The following is a 14126-nucleotide window of genomic DNA, read 5'->3' as shown; positions in this document are numbered from 1 at the left end:
GAATACCGGATTCCGGTGCGCCGGATCGGGGTCGGATCGCGGCTGGATCCATGCCGGAACGCGGCCGGATCGGGGCGGAGCGGAGGTTGATCAGGGTTGAATCCTGGATTCCTGTCCCCTTTTGAGCGATACGTTCACCCGTAAGGGTTAAATGTGCTGAAGGGGCGCCAAAGGCGTGCTGTCCGCTGCCTACGGTCGCCGGATGACGAGCAGCAGGCTGGAGCCCCCCACGCACACCACCGGCGCACACCGGTCGCGACATCGTGCGCCCCACTCCTCGACGCAGCCTGTGCCGCAGCGGCTCCCGGTGCGCTGCGAGCCGCATCTCGACGGCCTGTTCACCTACTGCCTCTCCGTGCTCTGCGACCACGACGCCGCCACGGAGGCGCTCGGCGGTGTGCTGGCGATCGCGGAACGCCAGGAGGGGCGGTGCCCCGAGGGGGAGGAGGAACGTAAATCCTGGCTGTACGCGCTGGCCAGGTGGATGTGCCTGCGCATGCTCACCGAGCGGAAGCAGGGCCACCGGGGGCATCACCACAGGGTGGGGAAGCCGTCCGCGGGGCAGTCGGCCGAGCAGGAGGCGAAGCGCGGACGGGAGGCGAGGCGGGAGACGAAGCGGGCGGGCGGCCCCCCGGGCAAGCAGCCGGACGGCCCGACCGCCCAGGGGGCGCGCGCCGGGCGCCGTACGCCCCCCGCCGTCGTCACAACGACCCCCGCTCCCGACGCCGCATCCCGCTTGGACCTCGACCCCGCTCCCGCCCCCTTCGTGCCGGGTGGTGCGCCGACGGTCCGGGAGCGCGCCGCCGAATCCGAGGCCGCCGCCGAGGCGCACCGTCGCGAACTCGCCCAGCTGGCCTGGCCCGAGGCGGCGGGCACCACGCCCGAGCAGCGCGAGGCGCTCGAACTCGCCGTGCGCCACCGCCTCGGCCCGCGCGCCGTCGCCTCCGTGCTGGGGCTCGAACCGACGGCCGCCCGCGAGCTCCTGGCCGCCGCCGCCTGCGAGGTGGAGCGCACCCGCGCCGCCCTCGCCGTCGTCGAGTCCGGCAACTGCCCCACCGTCGCGCGGCTCACCGGAGGCCATCGCGTCCTGCTCTCGGCGACCCTGCGCCGGGAACTCGTCCGGCACGTCGACGACTGCCCCCGTTGCCGCCGGGCCGCCGAGCGGGTCGGTGCCGACGGCCCCTGGCCGGGTGCGGCCGTCGCCCAGGCCACCGCGCTGCCGGTCGTGCCCGCGCCGCGGCCCTCCGCGTACGTGGCGATGGTCCACGCCCGGCGGAACCGGTCCGGCGGACCCCGATTCGACCGCGCGGGCTTCCCCCTGCACCCGAAGGACCACGCCGCGCGCCGGGACCGGCTGCGGGCCAGGGTCGTGACGACGACGGTGGTGGCCACGGTCGTCGCCGCCCCGGTGATCGCGCTGTGGACCGCCTACCGCGGTGCCCCGCTGACCGGCGAGGGGCACGAGGGCTCCTCGGTCGCGGCGACCGAAGCGGACCTCGGCCACGAGTTCGACGACCCGCGCGACCACTACGAGAACGCGGGGAACGCCCGGCCCGGTCCCGGTTCCGGCGCGGGCCGCGCGGCGGACGTCTCGGCCGAGGTGATCGGCGCGGGCCGGGTGCCCGGTGCGGCCGGCGGGCTCACCGTCGAGGCCCGTTCGTACGGGGCCACCACCCTGATCCGCCTGACCGCCGCGGGCGGCGCCCCGGTCGCCTGGTCGGCCCGCGCGGACGTGCCGTGGCTGCGCCTCAGCAGCTCCTCGGGCACGCTCGCCGCGGGCGAGAGCGTCACCGTACGGGTCCTGGTGGACCGCTCGCGCGAACCCGCCGGCCGGTGGAGCGCGCGCGTCGCCCTCGCTCCCTCGGGCTCCGTCGTGGCCATCCGGGGGAACGGGGCGACGGTGCCGTCGCCCGGGGGTCCGGTCCGCCCGGGTGTGCCCGGCCCCGGCCCGTCCGTACCCCCGTGGCAGCCCACGTCCTCGCCGGAGCCCACGCGGCCGACCGACCCGACTCCCACGCCGAGCGACCCCGCGCCGTCACCGACGGAACCGGGCCCCACCGAGCCGGAGCCGACCCCGGATCCGACCGGTACGGCGCCGTCCACCGAACCGGACGGCTCCGCACGGAGGCGCTGAGGACGGAGCGGGGCGGTCCCGGGCGGGCCGGGACGAACCCCGCCCCGGCCCGTCCCCAGCTGTTCCTCCGGCCCGGCCGGCCCTCGGTCGTTCCTCCGGCCCGGCCGCCCCTCCGGTCCCGTCCGGGCCGCTCTCGTCCCGCTCAGGCCCGATCGGCCGGGTGATCCGCCGGATCCACCGGGTCCGCCGGATGCGGGGCCATCGGCAGCAGCGAGGACATCCGCTCCTCGCACAGCTCCACGAGCCGCTCGTAGCCCTCCTTGCCCATCAGCTCGGTCAGCTCCGGGCGGTACGAGACGTACACCGGCTTCCCGGCGCCGTGCGCCGATGTCGCCGAGGTGCACCACCAGTGCAGGTCGTGACCGCCCGGCCCCCAGCCCCGGCGGTCGTACTCACCGATCGACACCTGGAGCACGCGCGTGTCGTCGGGCCGGTCGATCCACTCGTACGTGCGCCGGATCGGCAGCTGCCAGCAGACGTCCGGCTTGGTCTCCAGGGGCTCCCGTCCCTCCCGCAGCGCCAGGATGTGCAGCGAGCAGCCCGCGCCCGCGGCGAAGCCCGGACGGTTCTGGAAGATGCACGAACCCTTCCAGCGCCGCGTCTGGCGTTCCCCGTCGTCGTCGACCTGGACCCAGCCCGTCGCCGTGCCGACGTCGTGGAACTGCCACAGCTCGGGGGTCAGCCGCTCGACGTGGCCCGCCACGCGCTCCTCGTCCTCCTCGTCGGAGAAGTGCGCGCCCAGCGTGCAGCACCCGTCGTCCGCGCGGCCGGCCTGGATGCCCTGGCAGCCGCTGCCGAAGACGCAGGTCCACCTGGAGGTCAGCCAGGTCAGGTCGCAGCGGAAGACCTGCTCGTCGTCGGCGGGGTCGGGAAACTCGACCCAGGCGCGGGCGAAGTCGAGGCCGACCTCGGCCTCGGACCGAACCGGTCCGTCCGCTTCCTGCCGCCGCATCTCCTGCTTCGGTTCCTGCCGCTTCGTGTCCTGCTTCTTCACGTTCTTGGTCTTTGCGTTTTTGCCCGGCTTCGCCTTTTTCGTCTTTGGCACGCGCCAAGGGTAAGTCCGCGCTGCCGGTAGCGTTCCTGGTATGAGACTCGGAGTCCTCGACGTGGGTTCGAACACAGTGCACCTTTTGGTGGTGGACGCGCACCCCGGCGCCCGCCCGCTGCCGGCGCACTCGCACAAGGCGGAGCTGCGCCTGGCCGAACTCCTCGACGACGACGGGGCGATCGGCCCCAGGGGCGTGGACCGGCTGGTGGCCACGATCACCGACGCCCTCCAGGCCGCCGAGGACAAGGGGTGCGAGGACGTCCTGCCGTTCGCCACGTCCGCGGTGCGGGAGGCGAGCAACGCGGACCGGGTGCTGGCCCGGGTGCGGGAGGAGACGGGCGTCGACCTCGCCGTGCTCAGCGGCTCGGATGAGGCGCGGCTCACCTTCCTCGCCGTGCGCCGCTGGTTCGGCTGGTCGGCGGGACGGCTGCTGGTCCTGGACATCGGGGGCGGCTCGCTGGAGGTTGCGTTCGGCGTCGACGAGGAACCGGACGCGGCGGTGTCGCTGCCGCTCGGGGCGGGCCGGCTGACCGCCGGATGGCTGCCGGGCGATCCGCCGGACCCGGCGGCCGTGAAGGCCCTGCGCCGCCACGTACGGGCCGGCATCGCCCGGAGCGTGGGGGAGTTCAACCGGCTCGGGCGTCCGGACCACGTCGTGGCCACGTCCAAGACCTTCAAGCAGCTCGCCAGGATCGCGGGCGCCGCGCGCTCCACCGACGGCCTGTACGTCCAGCGGGGGCTCACCCGCAAGGCGCTGGAGGAGTGGGTGCCGCGACTCGCGGAGATGACCGTCGAACAGCGCGTCACGCTGCCCGGGGTCTCCGAGGGGCGGGCCCGGCAGCTGCTCGCCGGGGCGCTGGTGGCGGAGGGGGCCATGGACCTGTTCGGGGTCGACGAGCTGGAGATCTGCCCGTGGGCGCTGCGCGAGGGCGTCATCCTGCGCCGACTGGACCATCTGCCGGCGGAACGGGCCGCGCTGGGCCGGACCGGGGGCGAGCCGCGCCGGGGGACGAGCCCGGCGGGGAGCGGTGAGCCCGGACTCCGGCTGATCCCGTCCGAGGGCGATCCGGGCTCGGAGGCCGGGTAGGCGGCCCGCCCCGGACCGGGAGCCGAGCGGGCCGGTCCGGCCCGGTGGCCGGCACAGGGGCCGGGGCCCGGGTGCCGGCCCCGTCGGCCGTCGGCCCCGCCCGGCCGCGTGGGTCCAGCGGCCGGCGGGCCGCACCGCTTCCCATGGGCCTCGTCACTTTCCGCCGAGAGCTCTCGGCGGCACGTACCCGTGCCCGTACGCTGTCCCAGTGGCAGAACCAGTGGTGCGCGTCCCCGATGCGAAGGTCGCCCTGTCCACCGCCTCCGTCTACCCGGAGTCGACGGCGACGGCCTTCGAGATCGCCGGGCGTCTCGGTTACGACGGTGTCGAGGTCATGGTGTGGACCGACCCCGTCAGCCAGGACATCGAGGCATTGCGGCGGCTCTCGGACCACCACGGGGTACCGATCCTCGCCGTCCACGCGCCCTGTCTGCTGATCACGCAGCGCGTCTGGTCCACCGACCCGTGGGTGAAGCTCCGGCGCGCCCGCGCCGCGGCGGAGAGGCTGGGGGCGACGACCGTCGTCGTCCACCCCCCGTTCCGCTGGCAGCGCGGATACGCGCGTGACTTCGTCACCGGGATCTGGCGCATGGCGGACGAGACCGATGTCCGGTTCGCCGTCGAGAACATGTACCCGTGGCGGTACCGGGACCGCGAGATGCTCGCGTACGCCCCCGACTGGAACGTCACCAACGACGACTACCGCCACTTCACCGTGGACCTCTCGCACACCGCGACGGCCCGCACGGACGGCATGGCCATGGTCGAACGGATGGGCGACCGGCTCGCCCACGTCCATCTCGCCGACGGCAAGGGCTCCAACAAGGACGAGCACCTGGTGCCCGGACGCGGCGACCAGCCCTGCGCCGAACTCCTGGAGCGCCTGGCCCGCAACGGCTTCGGCGGCCACGTCGTCATCGAGGTCAACACCCGCCGCGCGATGTCCTCCGCCGAACGCGAGGCCGACCTGGCGGAGGCGCTCGCCTTCACCCGGCTCCACCTGGCGTCCTCCTCGACCGAGGTGCCGCGCCACCGCCCGTGAACCGGTCCGGGCACTGAGCATCCCGTCCCGCATACCGGACAGAGTGTCCAGATCTTGGAGCCGTGGGCGTAGGCTCGGAAACAGTCTTTTCATGTCGAAGGAGCGAGAGACGATGCCCCAGCTGAGGTCCCGCACTGTCACCCATGGCCGCAACATGGCGGGCGCCCGCGCCCTTATGCGGGCCTCGGGCGTAGCGAGCGAGGACATCGGCAAGCCGATCATCGCGGTCGCCAACTCCTTCACCGAGTTCGTCCCCGGCCACACCCACCTGGCCCCGGTCGGCCGGATCGTCTCCGAGGCCATCCGCGCCGCGGGTGCCGTGCCGCGCGAGTTCAACACGATCGCGGTCGACGACGGCATCGCGATGGGACACGGCGGAATGCTGTACAGCCTCCCGTCCCGCGACCTGATCGCCGACTCCGTCGAGTACATGGTCGAGGCGCACTGCGCGGACGCGCTGATCTGCATCTCCAACTGCGACAAGATCACCCCCGGCATGCTGATGGCCGCGATGCGCCTCAACATCCCGACGGTCTTCGTGTCCGGCGGCCCGATGGAGGCCGGCAAGGCCACCCTCGTCGACGGCACGGTCCGCAAGCTCGACCTGATCAACGCGATCAGCGACGCCGTGAACGAGAACGTCTCGGACGAGGACATCCTCCGCATCGAGGAGAACGCCTGCCCCACCTGCGGCAGCTGTTCCGGCATGTTCACCGCCAACTCGATGAACTGCCTGACCGAGGCCCTCGGCCTCTCCCTCCCCGGCAACGGCTCCGTCCTCGCCACGCACACCGCCCGCAGGGCGCTGTACGAGGAGGCCGGCCGCACAGTCGTCGAGATCACCAAGCGCCACTACGAGCAGGACGACGCGTCGGTCCTGCCCCGTTCCATCGGCACCCGTGCCGCGTTCGAGAACGCCATGGCGCTCGACATCGCCATGGGCGGCTCCACCAACACGATCCTGCACCTGCTCGCCGCCGCCCAGGAGGCCGAGCTGGACTACGACCTGACCGACATCGACGCGGTCTCGCGCCGGGTCCCGTGCCTCTCGAAGGTCGCGCCCAACGTCGCCCCCGGCGGCACGTACTACATGGAGGACGTGCACCGGGCGGGCGGCATCCCCGCGATCCTCGGCGAACTGCACCGCGGCGGCCTGCTCAACGAGGACGTGCACGCGGTCCACTCCGACTCCCTCGCCCAGTGGCTGAAGGACTGGGACGTCCGCGGCGGCTCCCCGTCCCCCGAGGCCGTCGAGCTGTGGCACGCGGCCCCCGGATGCGTCCGTTCCGCGACCGCCTTCTCGCAGTCCGAGCGCTGGGATTCCCTCGACCTGGACGCGGTCGGCGGCTGCATCCGCGACATGGCGCACGCGTACTCCAAGGACGGCGGCCTCGCGGTCCTCAAGGGGAACCTCGCCGTGGACGGCTGCGTCGTGAAGACGGCGGGCGTCGACGAGTCGATCTGGACCTTCGAGGGCCCGGCCGTCGTCTGCGAATCGCAGGAGGAGGCCGTCGACAAGATCCTCCGCAAGGAAATCAAGGAGGGCGACGTCGTCGTCATCCGCTACGAGGGCCCGCGCGGCGGCCCCGGCATGCAGGAGATGCTCTACCCCACGTCCTTCCTCAAGGGCCGCGGCCTCGGCAAGAGCTGCGCCCTGGTGACCGACGGCCGCTTCTCCGGCGGCACGTCGGGCCTGTCCATCGGACACGCGTCGCCGGAGGCCGCGTCCGGCGGCACGATCGCGTTCGTCGAGGACGGCGACCGGATCCGGATCGACATCCCGAACCGGTCGATCGAACTCCTCGTCCCCGAGGCCGAGCTGGCCGCCCGACGCGAGGCGCTGAACGGCGCGTACACGCCGAAGAACCGGGACCGCAAGGTCAGCGCTGCGCTGCGCGCCTACGCGGCGATGGCGACCAGCGCGGACCGGGGCGCGGTGCGGGACGTGTCCAAGCTCGGCTGATCCGGCACCGCACGCGTAGCCACGCCCGCGTGTACGCACACACGCGCAGGGCTCCCGAGGACCCCGCTCTCACCAGTGAGCGGGGTCCTCGCCGTCGACGGCGAACACGGACCCGTCCGGCGCGGTACCGAACACCGCCCGGCCCACGGCGACGGGCGCGGGCAGCTCCGACGCGTACGTGAGCGTGCCGTTCCGCAGCCGGGGCCCCGTCTGCCCCAGCAGCTTCCCGTGCTCGGCGTCCACGGCGAGCAGTCGCCCGTCGGCCGCCGAGAAGTACAGCCGGTCCGGCCGGCCGCTCCCGTCCCCGGCGGCGAGGACGGGCGCCGACGTCCGTCCCGCCGCGGTCTCCAGCTGCCAGCGAATCGTTCCGCCACCGTCCGGACGCAGATCGACGGCGACCAGGGCTCCGCCCCGGGCCAGCAGATAGGCGGTGTCCCCGCCCACCACGGCCTCCGGTTCGTTCATCCGGAACGGCAGTTCCACCCGCGTGACGCGCCGCCGCTCCGGGTCGTAGCGGACGAGCCCGATCGTCTGGGCGTCCTCGTTCATCGTCGTCAGGACGAGCGCACCGTCCGCGGTCCCCACCGGAGTGAGCATGCCGTCCAGCCGACGCTGCCACGCCGCGCGCCCCGATCTCGCGTCGACGGCGGTGACGAGCGTGGTCGCCCCGTCGGCCGAGTGCTCGAAGGCGTAGGCCAGCCCCGGCCCGCCGTCGTAGAGCGCGTAGTCGGGCCGCTGGTGGCCCGGGACGGCGCGCCGCCAGCGGGAGACGCCGGTCGCGGAGTCGAGTGCCTCGGTCGTGCCGTCCTCGGCGGTCAGCAGCAGGGTGTCGCCCGCGGCGAAGGGGACGCCGAGGTACGGGGAGAGGTCCGCCTCCCAGACCCGCTCGCCCTTCGCGGGGTCGTACGCGCGTACCTTCCGGCCCGGCACGGCCGTGTGCACCAGACCGCCGGAGGCCGACACCACGGAGGCCGCCGGGCCGGTTCCGGAGGAGCGACGGGACCACAGCACCCGGCCGTCCTCGGGGTCCAGCCGGGCGACCGCGACGCCGGCCGCGGCGCAGTACAGCGCGGCGGCCGGGCCGGACGTCCCCTTGGCGGCCTTCCCCGATTCCCCTGCGTCTCCCCCGTCTCCTGCGTCCCCGGCGTCGTCGGTGTCGTCGGTGTCCTCCGCGTTCCCCGTGGCTCCCGTGCCCTGTGCCGCGTACGCGTGGCAGACCGGTGTGGAACCCCCCGTGGCCGGGGGCGTCGCCGGGAGCGGGGTCCGCCACGGCGCGGACACGGACACCGCCGGGGCCTTCGCCCGGCCGCCGGCCCCGCCCGAGCCGCTCGTCGCGGCGTACGCCCACACCCCACCGGCGCCGAGGGCGACCAGCGCGGCGGCGACCACCGGCCACCGCCACCGCCTGCCGCCGACGGTCGCGTCGGAGTCCCGCCCGGCCGTACGCGCACTCACATGCGTGTCGGCCTCCGTGCCCGCCCCGGCGTCGCCGGCCCCGGCCGACGCGCCCACGCCCGCGGCTCCGGCGCTCTCCCGCGCCACCGCCGCCTCCTTCGGAGGGCGTTCCGTACGACGCCGCTGTGTCGGCACGAACGCGGCGGCCTCGTACGAGGGAGGACGCAGCTCCGTCATGACCTCGTCCGGAGTGGGCCGCTGCGCGGGATCCTTCGCCAGGCACCGGGCGATCAACGGGGCCAGGTCCCCGGGCACCCCCGCAAGATCGGCCTCGTCGTGCACCACCTGGTAGGCCACGATGTACGGGCTGTCGGAGTCGAAGGGGCCCCGGCCGGTCGCCGCGTGGACGAGCACGGACCCCAGCGCGAACACGTCGGCGGCGGGCCCGACCTCGCGCGGCCGCTGGAACTGCTCGGGCGCCATGTACGGCGGCGAGCCGATCAGCTTGCCCGTCTCGGTGCGCAGATCGCTGTCGTACGGGCGGGAGATCCCGAAGTCGATGACCTTGGGACCGGAGTCGGAGAGCAGGACATTGCTCGGCTTGAGGTCGCGGTGGATCACCCCGGCCCGATGGATGTCGCGCAGCGCCTCGGCCAGCCCCGCCGTCAGCCTGCGCAGTTCGGCGGGGGCCATCGGACCGTTCCGCTTCACCTGGTCCGAAAGCGTGGGGCCGGGCACGTACAACGTGGCCATCCAGGGCCGTGCGGCATCCGGATCGGCATCGACGACCGGTGCGGTGAACGCCCCGCTGACCCGCCGTGCCGCCCCGACCTCCTGCCGGAAGCGCGCCCTGAACTCGGGATCCGCGGAGTAGTGCTCGTGCACCACCTTGACCGCGAGCTGAAGTCCCGAGGCGGAGCGCGCCAGGTGCACCACGCCCATGCCGCCCGCGCCGAGACGTGCTTCAAGGCGGTAATGGCCGGCGTACTCCGGATGTTCCGCTTCCGGATCGGTACCGGCATCTCGCAGCGGCGGCATCGCCCACCCCCGTGTGTTCGTCCGCGAGCGCGACGCACGGAGCCTAGTCGATGGTGCGTGCGATGAGGGTGGGGGCTTGTAGCCTGCGCGTCGTACACGTCGTACACATCGATTCTCGACGGGGGAGGGCCGCACGGCCATGGAAGAGCACATGGAAGAACACACCGGGACGACCACGGACGCCGTGGCGGAGGGCGCGGCCGAGGACGTGGCGACGCTCGCGGGCGACGACGTCCCCCGCTACCCGATCGCACCCGGGTACCGCGTCAACGTCCGCAGGGGGCCGGGCACCCAGTACGGCATCGTCCGGACGCTCCCGTACGGAATGAAGGTCCCGGTCTACTGCCAGAAGGTGGGGGAGCGCGTCACCGGCCCGTACGGCACCTCGAACATCTGGGACAACATCGCCAACGGCCAGTTCGTGTCGGACGCCTACGTGCGCACGGGCAGCGACGGCTACATCGCCCCGCGCTGCGACTGACCACCGACCACCGACCGCTGACAGCGAGCACGGACACGACGGCGGCAACGGCCCGGCCGGGACGGGAAGGCCCCGGGAACGCCCCGGGGACGGCCGGGGCGGGAACGGCCCGGGGATAATCGATTCCGTGAGCAACAACAGCGAAGCCCCCGGCGCCGACGCCGCCGCCAGGTCCGGCGGCGCCGAGCAGCCCCGTTCCACCGCGTCCACCGCGCCCGGTCCGCAGCCCGAGCACCTGCCCTTCTTCGGTACGACCTGGGTCGACCACGACGGGGGCTACGGGCTGCGCCGCGTCGGGGTGGCGGTCGGCTCGCTCACCGCCACGGTCGCCGCCTGCTTCGTGCTCCGCTTCGCCTACCAGGGGCTGGAGATCGCCGACGTCGGCAATGTCGTCGGCGTCCTGGTGATCGTGATGTTCGCGATCTGCAGCGCCATCGCCTTCCGCAAGACCTGGGAGGGATTCGGCCGACGGCCCGCCGACCCGGCGCGCGAGGCGAGCCTGCGCGGACTGAAGACGATCGGTTTCATCGGCTCGCTGCTCGCCTACTTCCTCCGTACGTTCATGGAGGCGCCGGGCGAGCGGCTGCGCCGCACGGAGTACGAGGAGGCCCTGGCCCGCTACGCGAAGCGCCGCTCGGCCCGTACCGGGAACCCGGCCGCCCGCAAGGGCGCCAAGGGCAAGCGCCCGAAGCGGAAGTAGCCCCGCTCACGGACTCGGTCCCGGTCCCGGTACAGGAACGGACCGGCCAGGCCCGGCGCGGAAACGGACCGGCGCCGGTGCAGGAACGAGCCCGCACGGAATCGGACCGGCCCTGGCACGGAATCGGACCGGCCCCGGCAAAAAGCCCGGCGGGCGACGCCGGGATGGACCAGGATTCCCCCATGCCGCCTTCCGACACCGCACGCACCCCCGCAGACAGGTCCGCAGGTGCAGCCGGGGGCACTCCGACCGGCACCGCCGAGGACGCCACCCCACCCCGCGCGCTCTCCTTCGACCGCGCAGCCGCCCGGTACGCCGCGGCCCGCCCCGGATATCCGCCCGCCCTCTTCGACGCCGTCGAGGAACTGGCCGGGCGTCCCCTGCGCGGTGCCCGCACCGTCGACGTGGGCGCGGGCACCGGCATCGCCACCCGGCTGCTCCTCGACCGGGGCGCCCGGGTCCTCGCCGTCGAACCGGGCCCCGGTATGGCGGGCCAACTGCACCGGACGCTCCCGCACGTCCCGGTCGTGCGCGGCGACGGCAACCGCCTGCCCCTCGCCACGGCCTGCGCCGACCTGATCACGTACGCCCAGTCCTGGCACTGGACGGACCCGGGCCTGTCCGCCCCCGAGGCCCTGCGCGTCCTGCGTCCCGGCGGCTCGCTCGCCCTCTGGTGGAACGTCTCCGACCGCTCCGTCCCGTGGATCGCCGAGCAGGACGTCCGCCTGCGCCGCTTCCTCGGCGCCGACGGGAGCGCCCACGGTTCGCCGGACCACACCCCGCGCCTGCCTCCCGAGTTCGGTCAGGTGCACCGCTCGGTGCCCTGGGCCCGGACGGTCTCCCTCGACACCCACCTCGCCAACCTCGGTACCCACTCCGCCTTCCTCGTCCTCAGTGACGAGGCCGCGCGACGGTTCCTCCACGAGGAGCGCGAGCGGCTGTCGGAGCTCTTCCCGGACGGCACGGTCGAGGAGAGCTACGTGGTCGAGCTGGTCGTGGCGATCCGCTCGTAGCGACTCCTCTCCACGGTGCGAGGATGACGCCAGCACCACCACGACCACCGACCACCGCGCACCGACGAACGAACGCGACGAGCGTCGCGAGCACAGCCCGGAGGGTGAACCACATGACCCAGACAGTCGCCGTCCTCGGCACCGGCAAGATCGGGGAGGCCCTCCTCAGCGGCATGATCCGGGCGGGCTGGCGTCCGGCGGACCTGCTGGTCACCACCCGCCGCTCCGAACGCGCCCGGGAACTGCACGACCGCTACGGTGTCGACTCCGTCGGCAACGCCGAGGCGGCCAAGCGCGCCGACATCCTCATCCTCGCGGTGAAGCCCCAGGACATGGGCCGGCTGCTCGACGAACTGGCCGCGCACGTCACCGCCGACCGCCTGGTCATCAGCGCCGCCGCGGGCATCACCACCGCGTTCATCGAGGACCGCCTCGCCGCGAACACCCCCGTCGTCCGCGTCATGCCGAACACCCCCGTCCTCGTCGACGAGGGCATGTCCGTCATCTCCGCAGGCAGCCACGCCACCACCGAACACCTCGCCGCCGCCGAGGCGATCTTCGGCGGTGTCGGCAAGACCCTGCGCGTGCCGGAGTCCCAGCAGGACGCGGCCACCGCCCTCTCCGGTTCGGGCCCCGCGTACTTCTACTTCCTCGTCGAGGCGATGACCGACGCCGGAATCCTGCTGGGCCTGCCCCGCGCCCAGGCCCACGAACTGATCGTCCAGGCCGCCATCGGCGCCGCCGTGATGCTCCGCGACAGCGGCGAGCACCCGGTCAAGCTCCGCGAGGCCGTCACCAGCCCGGCCGGCACCACCATCAGCGCCATCCGCGAGCTGGAGAACCACGGCGTCCGCGCCGCGCTCATCGCCGCCCTCGAAGCCGCCCGCGACCGCAGCCGCGAACTCGCCTCGGGCAACGGCTGAGCCCGGGTCAGCCGACGGCCGACGGGCGCCCGGCCGCCTCGATCAGCTCCGCGCTGCGCACCACCTCCGCGAAGCCACCGCCGTGCAAGGACACGGCGGTGGCCCGCACCAGTTCATCCGCGCCCAGCCGCCAGCCCCACGGCCCGACCAGGTCGAAGGTGTACGTCGCGTCCAGCGCGAAGAACACCTCGTACCCGAGGTTCCCGCCCATCCGCGCCGTCGTCTCCGCGCACATGTTGGTCTGGATCCCGGCCACCACGATCTGCCGCACTCCGCCCCGGTCCAGCCACTCCCCGAGAGCGGGCGTCCCGTAGAAGGCGGAGTTCACGCTCTTCGTCAGCAACAGCTCGGGCCCACTGCCCTTCCCTCGCCGCTCCTCCACGTACTTCTTGAAGCCGTTCCCCGGCCGGTCGGCGCGCAACGGCGAATCCGGCTCGGACGAGTCGTGCCGGACGAACACCACGGGACGCCCGCTCGCCTGCCAGGCGTCGATCAGCCCCGCGATGTTCCGATCCGCGCCGGGATTGTTCCGCGGCCCCCAGTACGCCGCGTCCTCGAAGCCTTCCTGCACGTCCACCACGACCAGAGCTGCGTTCTCGGTGATCTCCATGTGAACGATCCTGCCGATCCCGGCCGCCGAACCGGTGCTCGACGCGCTGCGCCGCGCCCACGCCCGGGGCACCCCCATCGCGGCCCTCTGCGGCGGCGCCTTCACCCTCGCCCAGGCGGAACTGCTCGACGACCGCCGAGCGGTCACCCACTGGAACCTCGCCGAGCTCCTGCGCACCCACCAGCACCCGTGACCACCGCCGGGCCTTCCTCCGCACCCTTGACCAGCCGCAGGTTGACACGGCTCGCCCACATCCGTAAGGTGCTCCGAGTTGTCCGACGCGAGCGCCGACCCGGTCGGTCCCCGGACGGCCATTCCGCAGTAACCACATTCGGTCGACGACGCCTGTCGTCATGCCGCTTGTGTGTATGTGTGAAATGAGGAATCCGCGTTCCGAGGGACGCGACCTCGATTAGCGTCGAGGCCTGTGATTCCGCTAAAGTCTCGCTCGCCGGAAGGGCCCAACGGCCGGGAAGGCGAATCCCGCTGACTGGGAATCAGGCCCGAAAGGATCTGATAGAGTCGGAACCGCCGAAAGGGAAAAGCGCGAGAGCGTGGGACCTGGAAGGCGAACCCGCTTCGACCGGGAATCGGACACGAAAGAGTCTGATAGAGTCGGAAACGCAAGACCGAAGGGAAAAGCCCGGAGGAAAGCCTGGACCGGAAGGTCGGGGTGAGTACGAAGGAAGCGT

General features: G+C 73.2%; 11 protein-coding genes and 1 pseudogene. 9 read left to right on the top strand and 3 right to left on the bottom strand.

The window, feature by feature from the left end; genetic code table 11:
• The first annotated feature begins 202 nt into the window (after positions 1–202).
• On the top strand, positions 203–2134 hold the full coding sequence (locus AB0E67_RS17320) for a hypothetical protein (protein WP_362027128.1): 1932 nt from the start codon (positions 203–205) through the stop codon (positions 2132–2134).
• A 142-nt stretch (positions 2135–2276) separates the two neighbouring features.
• On the opposite strand, the gene AB0E67_RS17315 is transcribed toward AB0E67_RS17320, so the two are convergent.
• Positions 2277–3128: a hypothetical protein gene (locus AB0E67_RS17315; RefSeq protein ID WP_362027541.1), complete on the bottom strand. Its 852-nt coding sequence runs from the start codon at positions 3126–3128 to the stop codon at positions 2277–2279.
• Positions 3129–3219: 91 nt separating this feature from the next.
• On the opposite strand from AB0E67_RS17315, the gene AB0E67_RS17310 reads away from it, so the two are divergent.
• The 3 genes from AB0E67_RS17310 to ilvD all read left to right on the top strand — a co-directional run bounded on the left by AB0E67_RS17310 (position 3220) and on the right by ilvD (position 7274).
• Positions 3220–4269: a Ppx/GppA phosphatase family protein gene (locus AB0E67_RS17310; RefSeq protein WP_362027125.1), complete on the top strand. Its 1050-nt coding sequence runs from the start codon at positions 3220–3222 to the stop codon at positions 4267–4269.
• A gap of 208 nt (positions 4270–4477) precedes the next feature.
• Entirely contained in the window at positions 4478–5311 is an 834-nt protein-coding gene (locus AB0E67_RS17305; protein WP_362027122.1) for a sugar phosphate isomerase/epimerase, read from the top strand.
• Positions 5312–5423: 112 nt separating this feature from the next.
• Positions 5424–7274, top strand: a complete 1851-nt coding sequence (ilvD, locus tag AB0E67_RS17300) for a dihydroxy-acid dehydratase (RefSeq protein ID WP_362027538.1) — start codon at positions 5424–5426, stop codon at positions 7272–7274.
• Positions 7275–7343: 69 nt separating this feature from the next.
• Here the strand turns inward: ilvD and AB0E67_RS17295 are convergent, their stop codons facing one another.
• Positions 7344–9707: a serine/threonine-protein kinase gene (locus tag AB0E67_RS17295; protein WP_362027119.1), complete on the bottom strand. Its 2364-nt coding sequence runs from the start codon at positions 9705–9707 to the stop codon at positions 7344–7346.
• A 151-nt stretch (positions 9708–9858) separates the two neighbouring features.
• Between AB0E67_RS17295 and AB0E67_RS17290 the strand changes: the two genes are divergently transcribed.
• From AB0E67_RS17290 to proC, 4 genes are all read left to right on the top strand, one after another.
• Complete coding sequence (locus AB0E67_RS17290) at positions 9859–10188, top strand: SH3 domain-containing protein (RefSeq protein ID WP_362027116.1); 330 nt, start codon at positions 9859–9861, stop codon at positions 10186–10188.
• A gap of 127 nt (positions 10189–10315) precedes the next feature.
• Positions 10316–10888: a hypothetical protein gene (locus AB0E67_RS17285; RefSeq protein ID WP_362027113.1), complete on the top strand. Its 573-nt coding sequence runs from the start codon at positions 10316–10318 to the stop codon at positions 10886–10888.
• 182 nt (positions 10889–11070) lie between these two features.
• The gene (locus tag AB0E67_RS17280; RefSeq protein WP_362027110.1) at positions 11071–11901 is read left to right on the top strand and encodes a class I SAM-dependent methyltransferase; all 831 of its coding nucleotides are present in this window, start codon (positions 11071–11073) and stop codon (positions 11899–11901) included.
• A gap of 113 nt (positions 11902–12014) precedes the next feature.
• Positions 12015–12824: a pyrroline-5-carboxylate reductase gene (gene proC, locus AB0E67_RS17275; protein ID WP_073789669.1), complete on the top strand. Its 810-nt coding sequence runs from the start codon at positions 12015–12017 to the stop codon at positions 12822–12824.
• Between the two features lie 7 nt (positions 12825–12831).
• Here the strand turns inward: proC and AB0E67_RS17270 are convergent, their stop codons facing one another.
• On the bottom strand, positions 12832–13434 hold the full coding sequence (locus AB0E67_RS17270; protein WP_362027107.1) for a cysteine hydrolase family protein: 603 nt from the start codon (positions 13432–13434) through the stop codon (positions 12832–12834).
• A 19-nt stretch (positions 13435–13453) separates the two neighbouring features.
• On the opposite strand from AB0E67_RS17270, the pseudogene AB0E67_RS17265 reads away from it, so the two are divergent.
• Positions 13454–13624, top strand: a pseudogene (locus AB0E67_RS17265) (DJ-1/PfpI family protein); the annotation flags it as partial.
• Between the last annotated feature and the right edge of the window lie 502 nt (positions 13625–14126).

Source organism: Streptomyces sp. NPDC032161, assembly GCF_040636995.1.
Lineage (GTDB): Bacteria > Actinomycetota > Actinomycetes > Streptomycetales > Streptomycetaceae > Streptomyces.
This window is presented reverse-complemented; position numbering and strand designations above follow the sequence as displayed.

Coding starts and splice junctions, on each gene's coding strand:
- AB0E67_RS17290 (WP_362027116.1), top strand. CDS start 9,859: ATGGAAGAACACACCGGGACGACCACGGACGCCGTGGCGGAGGGCGCG.
- ilvD (WP_362027538.1), top strand. CDS start 5,424: ATGCCCCAGCTGAGGTCCCGCACTGTCACCCATGGCCGCAACATGGCG.
- AB0E67_RS17310 (WP_362027125.1), top strand. CDS start 3,220: ATGAGACTCGGAGTCCTCGACGTGGGTTCGAACACAGTGCACCTTTTG.
- AB0E67_RS17320 (WP_362027128.1), top strand. CDS start 203: ATGACGAGCAGCAGGCTGGAGCCCCCCACGCACACCACCGGCGCACAC.
- AB0E67_RS17270 (WP_362027107.1), bottom strand. CDS start 13,434: ATGGAGATCACCGAGAACGCAGCTCTGGTCGTGGTGGACGTGCAGGAA.
- AB0E67_RS17295 (WP_362027119.1), bottom strand. CDS start 9,707: ATGCCGCCGCTGCGAGATGCCGGTACCGATCCGGAAGCGGAACATCCG.
- AB0E67_RS17280 (WP_362027110.1), top strand. CDS start 11,071: ATGCCGCCTTCCGACACCGCACGCACCCCCGCAGACAGGTCCGCAGGT.
- proC (WP_073789669.1), top strand. CDS start 12,015: ATGACCCAGACAGTCGCCGTCCTCGGCACCGGCAAGATCGGGGAGGCC.